This is a genomic window from Candidatus Leptovillus gracilis (genome assembly GCA_016716065.1).
Lineage (GTDB): Bacteria > Chloroflexota > Anaerolineae > Promineifilales > Promineifilaceae > Leptovillus > Leptovillus gracilis.
Window position 1 is genome coordinate 389,243 of the sequence record JADJXA010000003.1, and the last position, 16,548, is coordinate 405,790.

8 protein-coding genes are annotated in these 16,548 nt (G+C 54.4%); 4 read left to right on the top strand and 4 right to left on the bottom strand.

Translation table 11 applies throughout. From position 1 onward, the window contains the following. Window positions 1–40 precede the first annotated feature (40 nt). Together IPM39_10650 and IPM39_10655 are read right to left on the bottom strand one after the other, a co-directional pair. Window positions 41–487, bottom strand: coding sequence for a hypothetical protein (locus IPM39_10650; protein ID MBK8986523.1), 447 nt, complete (start codon window positions 485–487; stop codon window positions 41–43). Between the two features lie 470 nt (window positions 488–957). Then, a complete protein-coding gene (locus IPM39_10655; GenBank protein MBK8986524.1) occupies window positions 958–1,218 on the bottom strand; it encodes a GlsB/YeaQ/YmgE family stress response membrane protein in 261 nt (86 codons plus the stop codon). Between the two features lie 489 nt (window positions 1,219–1,707). Between IPM39_10655 and IPM39_10660 the strand changes: the two genes are divergently transcribed. The 4 genes from IPM39_10660 (at window position 1,708) to IPM39_10675 (ending at window position 6,436) form a co-directional block, all read left to right on the top strand. Beyond that, the gene (locus tag IPM39_10660) at window positions 1,708–4,356 is read left to right on the top strand and encodes a GAF domain-containing protein (GenBank protein ID MBK8986525.1); all 2,649 of its coding nucleotides are present in this window, start codon (window positions 1,708–1,710) and stop codon (window positions 4,354–4,356) included. After that, a complete protein-coding gene (locus IPM39_10665; protein ID MBK8986526.1) occupies window positions 4,353–4,994 on the top strand; it encodes a response regulator transcription factor in 642 nt (213 codons plus the stop codon). Before IPM39_10660 ends, IPM39_10665 begins: the two co-directional genes overlap by 4 nt. Before the next feature lie 136 nt (window positions 4,995–5,130). Continuing rightward, window positions 5,131–5,520, top strand: a complete 390-nt coding sequence (locus IPM39_10670) for a response regulator transcription factor (protein MBK8986527.1) — start codon at window positions 5,131–5,133, stop codon at window positions 5,518–5,520. 241 nt (window positions 5,521–5,761) lie between these two features. Beyond that, on the top strand, window positions 5,762–6,436 hold the full coding sequence (locus tag IPM39_10675) for a response regulator transcription factor (protein ID MBK8986528.1): 675 nt from the start codon (window positions 5,762–5,764) through the stop codon (window positions 6,434–6,436). A gap of 107 nt (window positions 6,437–6,543) precedes the next feature. Here IPM39_10675 and IPM39_10680 read toward each other — a convergent pair whose 3' ends face one another. Together IPM39_10680 and IPM39_10685 are read right to left on the bottom strand one after the other, a co-directional pair. Further along, window positions 6,544–7,959 (bottom strand): aspartate ammonia-lyase, encoded by a 1,416-nt coding sequence (locus tag IPM39_10680; protein MBK8986529.1) that lies wholly within the window; start codon window positions 7,957–7,959, stop codon window positions 6,544–6,546. Window positions 7,960–7,982: 23 nt separating this feature from the next. Then, entirely contained in the window at window positions 7,983–16,478 is an 8,496-nt protein-coding gene (locus tag IPM39_10685; protein ID MBK8986530.1) for a cellobiose phosphorylase, read from the bottom strand. Between the last annotated feature and the right edge of the window lie 70 nt (window positions 16,479–16,548).

A 16,548-nucleotide genomic window follows, 5' to 3' on the forward strand; every position in this document is an offset into this window, starting at 1 on the left:
AACCTGCTTTAGTAGGAAGAATATCGATGATACCTACGATTTATGCGTGAGCAATCTCTTGCAGGGCTGCCTGCATGAGCGACCAGTTCGAGGGAACCCATTCTTTGATTTGTCCCTTTTCACTTTCCAATGTGGACAATTTTCTTTTGAACGCCGATAGGTCTATAAAAATATCGAGGCGACCCATTTGCCAGATGACAGTTCGAATTACCCCCTCTGCCGAGGTGGGATTGCGGTCTGATTCCTCTATGACCAACAATCGCCGCCCTACAGATTCCACACTTTCTCTCACATTGCGTAAGGTTTCGTGGGGTACTTTTGGGCAAATGAGCGCCACATCAGCTCCCTTTTGGGCGAGTTGGATGATGATAGATTGCATAACAGTCATATCGTTTCCAACGAGTAAGATAACTTTATCCACCAGGCAGTTTTGCCGATCAATTATCGGCCGGTTTCTTTTGGCGAGATTTGTTGATTTGTCAGTCATTTTGACCTCTTGATAAATCGTATCCATGAACAGAACAGGAACGTTCCGTCGCTATATTTTATGGGAAACGGCCGTTGTGATGAATAGACATGGTATAAAAAAGAGATATAGATGAAGGTATAGACCCCGGCGCATCTTGAGCCGTTGTGTCCACTTCTCGCTTACTCACTGACAAGTTCCGGTTTGACATGACGAGAAGAGGACAATAGATGGGCCAATCTTTGTGTCAGGTTTGTTAATTCGAGCGGGATTTGTCCATCTTCAGCCTGTCAACGTCCACAACACCAATTGACGCGCCGGAATATCAGGAACCTCCACATGCTTCATGGCGGTTACTCCTTAACATCTGGCGGCCCAGTCCGAACCGGGCCAGTAAAACAGAATGGCGGCAAAAACACTTTTCTGCGTGACAAAAAAATACCCCCGTACTGATGTGTATGGAGGTATTTTACGTAGGGCTGCAATGAAACTTAGATGCCCCGACGAAGAAGACCGGCAAGGAAGAGCAGGACTATAGCGCCGCCGGTCGCTACCAACAGCGTCCAAATATTGAACCCTGTCGTACCTGGAAGACCTAACAAGCCAGCCAGGAACCCACCAATGACCGCGCCAACAATACCTACAATGATATTAGCCAGAGCGCCCATTTGGCCGTCGCGCCCCATCATCATGCTGGCAATCCAACCAGCAACACCACCCAAGATAATCCATAAAACGATATTAACTAACATGTTTGCCTCCTATTGCAAATACGATAAAAAAGTTTCGATTCTACTTTTTAATCATATGTAAAGTAGAAAGTAGATTCCATATGACCAGGTATAGAGTCAAGATACAGATTGGCTATACCTAAAAACAAGGAGCCTCGATGGGAATTCAAGTCACAAATAACGCAAGCCTGCGTGATGGCCCTAACCTTGCGTTACGGGGGAATCCCTACCTTTAGTTCAGAAATCACCCTATTTCTACAGGGCTAACCTGGAAACTATCCTATGGGTCAACTACCAGAATCGGGCATGAATTTGTCACGCCAGGCTGACGACAGCGTCAGAAAACGGAGGGCAGCATTTTGCCTTTTCTCCAGCCAGCAAACAAGATAAAATGTTTGTCACCGTCATTTTTCAATGAGATAGCCTCCGCAGCCGGCCCTCATCCTCTCTTTCTGAAAACATATTTATTGGATAGTGTTTGACGATCTGTTCACAGGAAAAAGGAAGTAGATGACAGAAGAAACCAATCTATCCGAAGCAATCACGCCCCCATCCGACAAGCACCGCCTGATGCTGCTGCAAGCTATTTCTCTCGCCGTCAACCAGGCAGAAAGCGTTGATGCCGCCTTCACCGATGTTCTTGCTTACATTTGTCGCTTTATGCGCTGGCCTTTAGGGCATGTCTATGTCTGGTCAGAGGCCACTGACGAGCTTGTTTCCAGCCGTATCTGGCATATGGTGGACCCGGTTGTATTTTCCTCTTTCCGCCAGTTGAGCGAAGCCACGCAGTTCCAACGCGGGCAAGGTACTTTGGGACGGGTTTGGGAAAGCGGCAAAGCTATTTCCATTTTGGATGTCCATACTGAAACGATGTTTAGGCGAAAGCTGCCGGTTGAAGAGGGGGGCATTCGCGCCTATTTTGCTTTTCCGGTGATAGTGGAGGGGCGGGTAACGGCCGTTCTTGAATTTTTCTCCCCCGAAGCAGTCGCGCCTGACGAGGACATCATCGCTGTCATCACGCATGTGGGCGCTTTGTTGGGCTTGGCAATGCGGCGTCAGAAGACCCTGGCGCGGTTACGCAACAGTGAAACCCAATTAGCCGAAGCGCAGAGGACGGCCCACATCGGTCATTGGGAATGGGATATCGTGCGCGACAAAGTTTCCTGGTCGCCTGAACTCTACCGTATTTATGGGCTGTCTCCAGACACCCCCCAGATCACCTATCAAGATTTCCTGGCCTGGATTCATCCTGACGATGTGGCGTATACGCAACAAAAAGTAGCCAGCGCCTACCAAAACGGCCGTTCCTTTGACCATTTCCACCGTATTATCCGCTCTGACGGCTCCATGCGTGTGCTTCATGCGCGAGGCCATCCCATTTATGATCATGCGGGCCGCATTGTCAAACTGTATGGCACAGCCCAGGACATGACCGAACTCAAAGAGACGGAGCTAACCCTGGCGCAGACCGTGCGCACCCTATCGGCCTTAATGGAAATTGGGCAGACAGTTTCGGCCACGCTAGATTTAGAATTGATTTATGAGCGGGTGTTGTCACTGGGACGGCCGTTAATCAAGGCCGAGGCGCTTATCCTATTTTTGCATAAGGAAAATATGCTCGAAATAGTCGCCATGGATCAGGAAAATATCCCTGATATGCGCGGCGTGTGTTTGCCTTCCGGCTCTGGCATAGCCGGTGAAGTATGGCGGCGTGGCCAGCCTCTTCTGGTGAAAGGAGAAGCTTGTATCCGCCAGTTATCGCCCATACTGGAAGGACTGACTGACTATCGGCCACAAACGATCATCGCCGCTCCCGTGCGCTGGCAGGATAAAGCAATAGGCGTATTAGAGGCGATTCATCAAGAGATAGATACTTTTGATGAGGAGGATATGCAGTTGCTAGAAACGGTGGCGTCCTGGACCGCCATCGCCATTGGCAACGCCCACCAGTATGAACAATTGCAGCGCCGCTTAATGGAAAGTGACGCCATAACCACCATCAGCAATGCCTTAATCGAAACGTTAGACCTGGACGAACTCCTGCAACTCATTGTCAACAAGGTGCAAAGCATCATCCCTGAGGCCGATTGGGCCGTCATTCATCTGCTGCAAACCAAAACAAACACCCTGGAATTAGCTGCCAGCGCCGGGATCGAGGTCGCCGCCGCGGCACACTTGATGGACTTAGGGAAAGGTATCGCGGGTGAGGTGATAACCCATGGCGGCGTGATCAATATCGCTGATATGCAGACCGATCCACGGCGTTTAACGATAGACGCCAGCATCAATGCCCATTCATTGCTGGTGGCTCCCGTGGAAAGCCGCCAAAGTCGCATCGGCACCATCAGCGTGCAGTGCGCCACGCCGTCTGCCTTTACCACCGATGATGAACGCTTATTGACGATCTTTGGCATACAAGCCGGCATGGCTATTGAGAACGCGCGGCTTTATGCGGCCCAACAGAAGGCTCGCCAGAAAGCGGAGAAGCAGCGTGAACGAATGCGCCACATGGCGCGGCGCGTCGTAGAAGCCCAGGAAAAGGAACGCGCCCGCATCGCGCGTGAGCTGCATGACGAGTCGGGACAATCGTTGACCTCTCTCAAAATCAGCCTGGATTTGCTCCGTTCTCTGCTGCCGCCAGAGATGATGGAGATCAAGGAGAACCTGGGTGATGTGCTTTCTCTTGTGGATAAGACGATGAATAATTTGCGGCTGCTGGCGCACAATTTGCGTCCACCTGGCCTGGATGCATATGGTCTGGATGCCGCCCTCGCCGGTCTTTGTCATGATTTTCAGACACATACAACGCTACAAGTGACTTATACAGGGATTGATCTGCCCAATCTGGCGGCGCTGCCGGCTTTGTCGTTGTATCGCTTTGCCCAAGAGGCGCTGACCAATGCGGCCAAACATGCTCAGGCGACATGGATGAAAGTGACGTTAAACCTGGAGTTGGATATGATCATTTTGCTGGTTGAAGATAATGGCGAGGGTTTTTCGCCGCCTGATATTGAAGAGTCGCTGCCAACACAAGGAGCTGGATTGGTAGGGATGATAGAACGCCTGGAAATGGTAAACGGCCGTTTACACATCGAATCCATACCAGGACAAGGCAGCCGGTTAACGGCCGTTGTGCCCTTTATGGCGGAGGAAACATGATTCATGTCATCATTGCTGAAGATCACAATCTGGTACGCCAGGGTGTTCGCGCCTTGTTAGAGCAAAGCGGCGATGTGCAGGTTGTTGCCGAAGCCGCTACCGGCGAAGAAGCCATCCAATTAACGGAAATACACAAACCAGAGGTGGTGGTCATGGATCTGTCCATGCCGCGTTTAGACGGCGCGCAAGCTGCCGAACGGATTCTGGATATGAATCTGCCCACGCAGATCATCATCCTTTCCATGCACGCCGACACCACCATGATTCAGCAGCTTTTGCGCCGGGGCGTAAAGGGCTATCTGCTCAAAGATGCCGTCACCGAAGAACTGCTGCTGGCCGTGCGCTCGGTCAGTCAAGGCAAATTGTTCCTCAGTCCCACAATCTCTGATACGGTGATGACCATGCTGCTGTCCCCTTCGGATCCTTCCGCAGAACGGATGGCCGATTTGCTGACCCCTCGTGAACGTGAAGTGCTGCAACTGGTAGCGGAAGGCCATACCAACAACGATATGGCCGATATCATGAGCATCAGCGTCAAGACAGTGGAGAAACACCGGGCTAATGTCATGTCGAAGTTACAGGTAAATGATCTGGCTTCCCTGATTCGCGAAGCTATCAAACAAGGGCTGATATTTTGATGCGTTAAGAGGTTGTTTTGCCTATAGTAGGGTTTTCCCCTATACGGCGCGCAGGCTATCTATGGAATAATATCTTGATAAAGAAGCCAGGTGATAGGCGGCCTTCTTTTGTTACGAAGGAAAATTTTCTATTGTTATGTCAAAATCTGTAATTCGAATTTTAGTCATTGATGATCATGAGATGGTGCGTAAAAGCATCATGGCCCTGCTGTCGTTGGAACCAGATATGCAGGTGATAGGGACAGCCGAAAACGGCCGTAAGGCAGTCCAGTTGGCTAAAACGACAGAGCCTGACGTGATTGTCATGGATATCTCCATGCCAGAATTAGACGGTATCCAAGCCGCCGGGAAAATCCAGGCTTTGGATATTTCCGCGCGGGTTATCATGCTTTCCATGCACTATAACAGTGTCCTGTTGCAGCAAGCCCGCAAAAATGGCGCTTCAGGGTTCATCTTGAAACAGCAGGCAAACCAGGAGCTTGTTCCTGCCATCCGGGCCGCCACCAAAGGCGAACTCTTCTTGTAGCAAGTTCTTGTAGCAAGCGTTACCCGCTACCTTTTCTTACCAGCCAAACCCCTTTTTACCCCTATTTTAGCCCCAAGGTAGGGTAATCCCTTATCAGATAGTAGGTGCTCTCCCCATAGAGCAAACGGCCGTTTTCCTTCATACTACAAACATAAGTCAAGTATGACCCCGTGTCATATCCTGTAAAAACAAAATCCATTGAAGACACAATCTTATCCATGAAAAAGAAAGGAGACTTAAAATGATCCGTATTTTGCTTGCTCATCCCTCCCGCTTAGTGTGTGATTCATTGCGGACTACTCTGGATAATGAAAAGGATGTATATGTGGTGGGGTGCGCCACGACCGCAGAAGAGCTTCATTTTCTCCTGCCGCATGGCAATGTGGTGATATTAGGCACAGAAATGGGTAATGCAACCGCCATTGACCTGTTGGCCGACATCAGCATGACTCATCCGCAGGCAAAAACCCTGGTATTGGGCGTGGATGAGCGCCCCGAGTCCATTCTAAGTTATATCGAAGCGGGCGCATCTGGTTATATTTTGCAAAACGAGTCCATTGAGGACACGGTAAAAAAATTACAGGCAGCGCATCAAGAAAAAGCGATTATCTCGCCTTCTGTGGCGGCTGCCCTGATGAAACGGTTGAGTTGTCTGGCGAAATTAGATACACCTTACGGTTACATGGAAGCACGAGAAACCCAATTGGATGAATTGACTTCCCGTGAAGAAGAAGTGCTGCGCCTGCTAGATAAAGGTCTGACAAATCAGGAAATCGCCAACCGGCTTTTTATAGAATGCGGTACGGTGAAAAATCATGTCCATAACATTCTGAAGAAGTTAGATGTAAATAACCGGCACGAGGCGGCATCAATCTTAAAAATTCAGCAGCAGTCCAGTTTGAACCTGGCTGTATAAATCTTCAGATAGGGAGTTTGTTTTTATAGGGAATATGCAAAAACTCCCCATATGGATTTGGCGGAAGAAACTTGTTATTGGTAAAGACATAATTTGGATACCTTTTTTTAAGTTAATGCCCGCGCATCTAACAGCCGGTCGGCTTCCTCAGCAGTTAAATATCCCTTCTCTAACACCACCTCGCGCACCGTTCGATTGGTAGCCATCGCTTCCTTGGCAATTTCCGCTCCTTTTTCATACCCTATAACCGGATTGAGCGCCGTAACCAGAATGGCATTTAGCGCCAACCAACCCTCCGCTTTTTTGCGGTTCGCTACTATCCCCACCACGCATTTTTCCTGGAAAACACGACTGGCATTGATCGTAATATCCATGCTTTGGTAGAGGTTGTAGCCAATGATGGGCATCATCACATTCAACTCTAATTGTCCGGCCTGACCCGCCATCATCACCGTCAAATCATTGCCAATCACCTGAAACATGGCCATGTTGAGCATTTCCGCCATCACGGGATTGACTTTCCCCGGCATGATGGAAGAGCCGGGCTGTACGGCCGGCAGGCGTATTTCATCCAGGCCGGTGCTAGGCCCGGAAGCCAGCAGACGAATGTCGTTGGCGATACGAATCAGGTCTTGGGCCAGGGTGCGCAAAGCGCCGCTAAAATGGACGGGGTCGGCCATACTCTGCATACTCTCGAATAAATTGTCAGATTCGTGCAGTTCCAAGCCGCTTAGGCGTTGCAGCACTGCTACCATGCGCCGATGATAATTGGGATCGGCGTTGAGTCCGGTGCCGGTGGCGGTGCCCCCAATGCCCAGGCGGCGCAAACCGACAGCAGCGGACTCGATTTTTTCGCTATTGCGGCGCACAGAGCGCGCATACGCCCCAAATTCCTGGCCCAGGCGCACCGGTACGGCATCTTGCAAATGAGTACGGCCGCTTTTGACAACGTCATCAAATTCAATTGCTTTTTCCTCCAAACTCAGCGCCAGATTAGCCAACGTTTGCTGCAACTCCGACAACCGCCAGAGACAACCCAGGCGAATGGCGGTAGGGATGGTGTCATTGGTGGATTGAGCCATGTTGACGTGGTCGTTCGGGTGAATCGGTTTGTGCGGCGCATCCAATGGATAACCCAGTATCTCGTTGGCCCGATTGGCGATGACTTCGTTGATGTTCATGTTGTGGCTGGTGCCAGCGCCGGCTTGAATAGGGTCTACTACGAACTGATCGGGGAAACGGCCGTTTATCACTTCATCGGCCGCCTGCCTAATGGCCTGGGCCATGTCCGTGCCGGAAACCACCTTGTCGCCCATATTTTTGTCGGCAAATAAACCCAAATCTTCGTTGACTTCGGCTGCCGCTCGTTTAATGAGCGCCATAGCCCAGATAAACGCCGGATATTGCTTCAGTCCGCTGATAGGGGAATTGTAAATCGCCCGCTGCGTTTGAGCAGACCAGTAGGCCTGGGCGGGCACCTTGACTTCACCGAGAGAATCTTTTTCCATGCGATATGTGATCATCTGTCTTTCTTCCTCCATCTTCTTTATTTCGGCAGATACAGCAACACGTCATGAGAACGGCCGTTATCCACCAGCGGTATTCGATAATCGGCCAACATGTTGCCGTCCAGCATGAGTTGGCTTTCTTCCCTTCCATTTCTTTCCACAGTGATATGGTAAAGCGTACGGCCGTAGCGATACACCAGCTTAAACCCAGGCCAGGAAGCCGGAATGTTGGGCTGCAAACACAGCATGTCTCCTTCACGGCTTAACCCCAAAATACCCTCAATCCCCAGACGATACATCCAACTGGCGGAACCGGTATACCACGTCCAGCCGCCGCGCCCTTCATGCGGTGGCACGCCATACACATCGGCGGAAACGACATACGGCTCTACCTTATATTCGGCGGCTTTGGCGGCTGTGTCCGCCCGGTAGATCGGGTTGATCAGGCGGTATAACGCCTCCGCCTTCTCGCCCTCCCCTAAATGGGCAAAAGCCCAAATAGACCAGAGCGCGGCATGGGTATACTGCCCCCCATTTTCCCGAATACCGGGCAAATACCCCTTGATATAACCTGGGTCTTTGGTCGTCTTGTTAAAAGGCGGCGTAAACAACAACAGCAGCCGCTCCTCTTCCTTGATCAGGTGCTTTTCCACCGCCTGCATCGCCTGCCGGGCGCGTTCCGGTCGGGCCAGCCCGGTTAACACGCCCCAAGATTGGGCAATCGCGTCCAGGCGGCACTCCTGATTCACCTGAGAGCCAAGCGGTGTGCCATCATCATAATAAGCTCGCCGGTACCATTCTCCATCCCAGCCGTGTAGCTCAAGGGCCTGCCGGTACATTTCCGCCTGCTGCACAAATTGCCTGGCCTGCTTTTCGTCGCCCCGCTGGCGGCACAGGTGGGAAAACGCCTGCAAGGCAGAAGCAATGAACCAGCCTAACCAGATGCTTTCACCTTCCCCTTCAATGCCGACCCGGTTCATGCCGTCGTTCCAATCACCTCCCCCCATCAAGGGCAAGCCGTGCCTGCCTTGGGTGGCGGCGCGGGTCAGGGCGCGGCAGCCATGTTCATACAAGCTGGCGGTTTCGGGGGTGGATTCATAACGGCCATATCGTTCTTCTTCATCCTCGGTCAGGGGATCGCCCAGCAGGAAGGGAACTTGTTCATCCAGAACGGCCGTGTCACCGGTGGCCTGCACATAAAACGCCGTCACATAAGGCAGCCATACCAAATCATCCGAAATGCGTGTGCGAACCCCGCGTCCTGAGGGCGGATGCCACCAATGCAGCACATCCCCCGCTTCAAATTGATGCTGCGCTGCCCGCAGCAACTGCTGCCGGGTAATCTCCGGCCGGGTATGAACCAGGCACATCACATCTTGTAACTGATCTCGGAACCCATACGCCCCGCTCGATTGATAAAGCGCCGAACGCCCCCAAATGCGGCAAGCCAGCGCCTGATATAACAACCAGCGATTCAGCAACAGGTTCATCGCCGGATCGGGCGTTTCCACCTGAATTGTGCCCAGCACATCATCCCACAACGCATGGGTTGCCTTCCAGGCGGCGGTCACTTCGGCCTCGTTTTGGAAACGGCCGATCACGGCCAACGCCTCCGCCTCATCCTGCCCCTGCCCCAACAAGAAATAGATCTCCTCACTGCCGCCCGGCGGTAAATCCACATGCATCTGCATCACGGCACAGGGGTCCAGGCCAGCCTCCACCCGGTCGCTAAAACCCAGGCGACCCAACGCCGCCGGTTGGCTCAAATCGCCCAAACGGCCGATAAATTCTGTACGATCTGTGGTCAATCCATGCGGCGTTTTACTGGCACTCATAAAGGCAACCGCCGCGCCAAATTCCGTATGGTAAGGGTTTTGGGCCAGCAAGGCGGAATACGCCTGATGATAAGCAGGAATAATCGTCATTTGCGTGTCCGGGCGTGACGGCCCCAACACCCATTCGGCATAAAGTGTGGCGGTCAGGCGGCGCGGCCGTGGGGCACAATTTTCCAGCCGCAGGTGGATGATCTTCAGCGGCGCATCGGGGGCCACATAGAGCCGCAGGTGTTGTTTTAGGCCCTGGCTGTGATGGGTGTAGGTGGTGTAGCCAGCGCCATGGTGAACCAGGTAAGGAGCGCCATCCGGCGCGGGTTGCGGCGTGGGCGTCCAGATATTGCCCGTTTCCTCATCACGCAGATAGAGCACTTCGGCGGGCATATCCTGGACGGGATCATTGCGCCAGGCGGTTAGCCGGTTTTCGCCGCTGTTTTCGGCCCAGGTATAACCGCCGCCCGATTCGGAGGCTAAAAATCCTACCCGTTCATTGGCGACGACGTTGATCCAGGGAGCCGGGGTAGACTCATTCGGTCGCAGATAAATGGCGTACGCGCGGCCATCGGCCGTAAAACCGCCATAGCTGTTGTCAAACAGCAGCCCTTGTGGCCGGGGGAGCGGTGGGGCGGCGTCCGCATATTCGTTGGCGGGCAGCATGGGTTGGAACAAGGGCAGTTCCAGGCCATACTGGTTGAACGAGGCAAGCTGCGCGGATAAGGAGCCTGCCATATCGGACAAAATGACGCGGGCGGCCGTGCGCAGCAAGGTTTCATCGGCCGGGTGCATCTGATCTCCGCGCACGATAAAGATGCCGCCTCGTTTGTTCAGCCAATGCTCGCTTTCCAGGCGGCGGATGGTGCGGTGAATGGTGTTTTGCACCGGCTGCCCATAGTTGGACGCCTGCCGGTTTAGGATGACCAGGTCCACGCGCAGGCCGCCGCGCCGCCAATAGGCATGTGCCCGCAGCAGGGTTACCAATAGTTCCTGCGCTTCTTCATCGGCCAATTCCAAAAGCACAATGGGGTAATCGCCAGAGATGCCATAGCCCCAGAGGGTGGACTGCCCCAGGGTGTTGGCCGCAATGGTCGCGGCCTGGGTGCGCATGGCTTTGTGCGGATAAAACAGCAGCGACAGGAGCTGCTGCACCTGAGTTAGCATGGCGGTGGTCATGTCCAAACGAGCCAGATTTTGCAGCGCCTGGGTGCGGGCTTCGTTAAATGCCGCGTGAACGGCCGTCCACTGTTGATATTTTTGCGCCAGCGCCAGAAGCTCAGCCCGTGACGCGGCGGTGAATGTGAGGAAGGCTACTTCTGCGGAGCTGTGAGGGGCCAACGTGATCTCTTGCCCCAAAGCCATGATCGGGTCCAGGGTAGCGCCGGTGGCGCCGGTGGCGCCGGTGGCGTTGGTGAGCCATGCGCCGCCCGGCTGTAAAGCGGCTGGCTGGGCATAAGAATGGTTGCGCCCTACAAAGGCGGCCCGATCACTTTCGTAGGCTCCGGTGGGGGTTAGTTTAGAGGAGACGACCAGCATATGCCCCAGATAGCGTGGCTTTTCGGTGGCGGCACGAGGACGGCGGCGGAAAATGAGGGCATTTTCGGCGGGCAGATAGTCACTTTCGACAAATAATTTGGCAAAGGCCGGATGGCGGTTGTCGGTGGCAAAATCGGTCAGAACGACTTCGGCGTAGCTGGTGAGGCGCAGGTGGCGTGGCTGGTTGCTTTGGTTGGTGAGGTGGATATGGCGGATTTCGATGTCGTCGGCGGGGGCTACGGTAACGGCCGTTTGCAAATTAATGCCATGCTGACGGCTGGTAAACTCCACCATATGGGGGAAGAATCGCACCTCGCTGCTGTGTCGGGTGGCGTACCAGAAAGCGCCGCTTTCCTGGTCTTGCACGTAAAGCCACAATCCCCAATTGTCCTGCGTGGCGTCGGGCCGCCAGCGGGTGAGCGCGAGATCGGGCGTTTGCAGCAGGCCGCCGCCGGCGTTGGTGATGAGGGATCCCAAACGGCCGTTTGTCAGGTAGTGAACTTGCGGGAAAGCGGTGTTTGCCGGGAGTTGCCAGGGATCGGCCGATAGGCTGCTGGGCGGAACGGCCGTTTCCTGATGGGTCTCATCTTCATGCGGATTTTGCAGAGTTGGGGCGGCGGGCACCTGCTCTTGCAGCAGCAGTTCCACACTTTGCACCGTCGGTTCGGCATGAAAACGGTGGACCATCTTCTCATTTTGCAGCGTGTTGACCAGGGCCAGCATGATCATGCCCTGATGATGGGCCATGTACGATTGCACAACGGCGGCTTCTTGCCCCGCTTCCAGCCGCGAAGGAGTGAAATCAAGCGCTTCATACAGGCCATACATGCCCATCATGTGGTACTGCCGCAGGTGGTCTAAATTCGCCAATACCGCCTTGGGTTGGATGGGCAGCGCCAGCAGGGAGGCGTAAGGGGCGATCACCCGATCTTCGGATAAGCCGCGTTTGAAGCCGGCGCCTACCACACCAAAGGCGTGGTATTGGTAGTTGAGGGCGTTGTCGAAGGTGTAGAAACCAGATTCGGAAATGCCCCAGGGCATGTGGTGCTGCCGTCCGTGAGCAATTTGCCGCGCCACGATAGTGCGACAGCTTTGGGCCAGCAGCGTGTCGGGAAAACTGTTCATCAACAGCGGCGGCATCAGATACTCAAACATGGTGCCGCTCCAGGAAAGCAGGGTTAGCCCTTCGGGCAGTTGGGTCAGGGGCCGGGCCAGATGCAGCCAGTGTTTGATTGGTATATCTCGTTTGGCAATGGCGACCAGACTGGCGATGCGGGCTTCAGAGGCCAGCAGATCATAGTAGTTGTCATCCAGACGGCCGTTTTCCAGGTTGTAGCCGATGTGAAACACGTGCCGTTGGGGATTATAAAGGAAGGCGTAGTCCATCTCTTGCACAAAGCTGTTTGCCTGTTGCGCCAGCATATCATAACTGGTCAGGAGGGCGCTGGCGCTCATGCGGGCGTTGAGCAGTGCGTCGTTGAAGTCGGTGCACCATTGGCTGGCGGCGGCGAGATGGGGGGAGGGAACGGCCGTTTTCAGGGTGGCTTGCAGGTGGCGAACGGCCGTTTCCAGATGACGATAGACCTCAGCCAGCTCGCCCAAACGGGGGTGCTGCGGCAGGGCGGCGGGCAGCGCCTGCCACGCGGTCGCCACATCCGGCGGCAAATCCGGGGCTGTGAAATAGGCTGGCGTCTGCTGCGAAAAGAGCAGCCAGGGGCTTAACATGGTCACATCGCGCTGCATACCTTGCAGATTGCGGTGCAGCATACCCACATAAAGCTGCCAATGTTGCGCCATTTCGGGCGTCAACAACTCGCCCCCCTCTTCAAAAAGTACGAGTAACAGGCGCTCCAGTTCGGGCAGCGCTTCTTCGTTCAGATAGAGGATGAGGCTGGGGTCTTCATAGGATGTTTCCGGCCGATTTTGTACGGCCGTTTGCATCCGGGTTAGCTGGGCTTTTACGTCCTGAACATTGGCGTGACCGCTCAAGCTTTCCACGCCTTCATCAAAAAGGGAAAGGGTGTCCCGCAGTCCGCGCCAACGTTCCGCCCGCCAGACTGGCTCGTTTGGCATGTTGAGGCACGCTTGCTTGAGGGCCAGCAAACAGCCCGCCAGATTGCCGCTGTCTACGGTGGAGACATAGCGCGGCGACAGGTGATGCAAGCTGCGCGTATCAATCCAGTTGAGAAAATGACCGCGATACCGCTCCAGCCTGGTCAGGGTGTCGAAGGTGTCATTAAGGCGCAGGGATAGATTGAGCAGGCCGATGTAGCCGAAATCATAGGCGGCTAAGGCGGTTAACAGGTAGAGGCCGACATTGGTGGGGGAGGTGCGGTGGGCGACTACGCCGCGGGGGTATTCCTGGTAATGGTCGGGGGGCAGCCAATGATCTTCGGGGCCGACGTATTCTTCAAAGAAGAGCCAGGTGCGGCGGGCCAGGGTGCGCAGGTGTTGTTGTTCCAGGGGGGTGAGTACGGCCGTTTCTTCATGATAGGGCAAACTGATGCGGTAGGCTATTTCCGACGCCAATACCCACAAAATCATGATGGGTACAGCCGCGATCAACGCTTGCGGCCGCCAGGCGATGATCATCAAGGCGAGAATCGTGACGAGGATGAGCGGGCGGATCATTTGTCCGGCAGTTTTTTCGGCAGATTGCTCATTACCAAAGACATGGGCGACATGGGCGGCAGTCGTCCATTGTAATAAGTGGCGGCGGGTGAAGATGAGACGGCCAAGCGTGGTGAAAATGGCGTCCAGATTAAGCAGGGCTTCATACGGTAAAAAGGCGATTTGTAGCAGCCAGCGCAGGACGCTGTGGCGCACAGGCGCTTGTGCTTCGCGCCAGGAACTGCCGCCGATCAGGCGGCTGAGCGCCATAAACGCAGCGGTTAATAAGGCCATGCCCGGCAGCAGCAAGGCGATCAGCGTCCAGACCCATGGAGAGCCGGGCAGCAGCAGCCAACCCACGATGAAAAAGAGAAATAGAAAAGGAGCTACCAAACTGCGGCGTAAATTATCAAAAATTTTCCAACGATCGAGAGCGGAAAGATCATTGGCGATACGGCCGTTGGCGGCGGGCACCGTGAACCACAACCAGGGCAAAAGCTGCCAGTCTCCGCGTATCCAACGCTGGGCACGGTGGACAAAAACCAGATAATGAGGCGGATAATCTTCATATAAAACGATGTCCGTCACCAACCCGGCCCGACCCTGTACTCCTTCAAATAAATCATGGCTGAGCAGCCTGTTTTCGGGAACACCATGAGCTAAACTGCACTCAAGGGCGTCTACATCATAGATGCCTTTGCCCACAAAGATGCCCTCGCCAAACAGATCCTGGTACACGTCGGACACGGCCAGCGTATATAAATCCAGGCCAATATCACCGGCAAAGACACGGCTGAACAGGGATTGACCCGCGCTGGAAGGTTGAATTTCGGTGCGCGGCTGCAAGATGGTGTAGCCGCTGGTTACCCGGCTGGTATGGGGGTCGCAGTAGGCTCTGTTTAGGGGATGGGCGATAGCGCCGATGAGACGTTGGGCGGCATCCGTAGGCAAAATGGTGTCGGCATCCAGGGTAATGACATATTGGAAAAAGGGCAGGCGGCGGAGATCGCCATATTCATTGTCATAGGAAGTATGGTCAGCGCCGCGCAGCAGTTGGTTAAACTCGTGGAGCTTGCCCCGTTTGCGTTCCCACCCCATCCAGACGCCCTCGCCGGGGTTATATTGCCGTTGCCGGTGGAAGAGGTAGAAAGGTTGGTGTTCGTAGCGATGGTTAAGCGCTTCTATTCCGGCTTGCGCTAACTGTTTTAAGGAGGCATCGGTGGGCATGTGGGCCTGGGGCGCGTCGGCAAAATCGCTGAGTAGGGCAAAGCCGAGATGGGGGTCTGGATTGCGCAAGTAGTGCTGTTCTAGCTGCCCGATCAGGGATTGAATTTCTTCTGCATGGGTGAGCAGGACGGGAATGACGACTATGGTGCGGCAGGAGGCGGGCACACCTTCTTCAAAGTTGAGTTTGGGTAATTGGTGCGGGGGGAGCAGGATGGTTACCAGCCAGTTTACCAGATTGACGGCAACGGCCGTTATCGGTACCAAGGCCACCACACAAACCAGCAAAAGCTGCCAGCGGGTACCGGCAGCAGCAACCGTATAAGACAGAAGCAGCAGCAAAAACAGTAGGGTGAAAAACAGGATGCCGCTCAGGTAAGCGGCCAGGGGATGGCGCTTGAGCAGGCGGCGCCGCCGGGCGGCGCCGGTGGGCTGGTAGCCAAGCGCTTCTTCCAGTTGGGCCTGTCCCGTCCCAACCAGATAAAAACCCACGTGGGCGTGTGGGGGGAGGGCCAGCCCCGACCAGGGATCCTGGTCTGCGGTGGGTGGTGGTGCGCCAGATGTTTGGGCCAGGGTTACGGCCGTTTGCGCGACCATGATTTCAGAATGGCCGGTGGTCTTCGCATATCCCTCCACAACCTTGCGGTATTGGTCGCGTGTGGCAAACGTCATACGGCCGTACAACTGAGCCGGGTCTTGCCGCAGGGCTTGTTCGGCCAGGTTGGCCTGTTCAAAAAATGTTTGCCAATCCAGCGTACCCAAGAGGCGCAGGCTGGTGATGGCGCTGGCGACAATGTCTTTGTCGTCCTCGGCATTCGGGAATTGAAAGCGCATGGCGGGGGAGAGTTCATCGGCAGCAGGCAAGATTTGGGTGATACGGCCGTTGGCTTGAGCCAGGCAGGCCAGCAGAGAAATACGCAGCATGATAGGAAGCGCCCATACTTCACCCATCGTCAAAGGAGTCACTGTCTGATAAGCCTGGAGAAATCGGTGTAGTTTTTCGGTTTGGATCTGGCACTGTTCTTGCAGGATGTAGTGGCGCGTCAGGGCATAGATGCGCGGAAAGTGCTGGTATTCATCCGCCTCATCCAGGCTCAGTTTGGGCAAATCATCATAAAAGGCGGGGGTGAAATCTTTTTTCACCTGCCGCAGCGCTTGCTGGACAATATAGAAATTGTCCAGCATCCACTCGGCAGCCGCGGAAAAGGCCAGTTCAACTTGCGAGGCGTCCTGATAAGCCTGATGGCACTCTTCAAGCAGCCGGGCTTGCTCCGGCAAACGGCGCAATAAATGGCGGAGTGTTTGCCCGATAAACACTTGCTGCTGCCGTTGGGCCACTTGTTGGGCTGTACTTTCTATAGAGGAAGAACTGCTGTTTACAGGCAGGGGGACGTCTGGTTGGAGTGGA

Excerpts from the sequence above, each read along its gene's own strand:
- IPM39_10675 (MBK8986528.1), top strand. The coding sequence starts at position 5,762 with ATGATCCGTATTTTGCTTGCTCATCCCTCCCGCTTAGTGTGTGATTCA.
- IPM39_10665 (MBK8986526.1), top strand. The coding sequence starts at position 4,353 with ATGATTCATGTCATCATTGCTGAAGATCACAATCTGGTACGCCAGGGT.
- IPM39_10670 (MBK8986527.1), top strand. The coding sequence starts at position 5,131 with ATGTCAAAATCTGTAATTCGAATTTTAGTCATTGATGATCATGAGATG.
- IPM39_10650 (MBK8986523.1), bottom strand. The coding sequence starts at position 487 with ATGACTGACAAATCAACAAATCTCGCCAAAAGAAACCGGCCGATAATT.
- IPM39_10660 (MBK8986525.1), top strand. The coding sequence starts at position 1,708 with ATGACAGAAGAAACCAATCTATCCGAAGCAATCACGCCCCCATCCGAC.
- IPM39_10680 (MBK8986529.1), bottom strand. The coding sequence starts at position 7,959 with ATGATCACATATCGCATGGAAAAAGATTCTCTCGGTGAAGTCAAGGTG.
- IPM39_10655 (MBK8986524.1), bottom strand. The coding sequence starts at position 1,218 with ATGTTAGTTAATATCGTTTTATGGATTATCTTGGGTGGTGTTGCTGGT.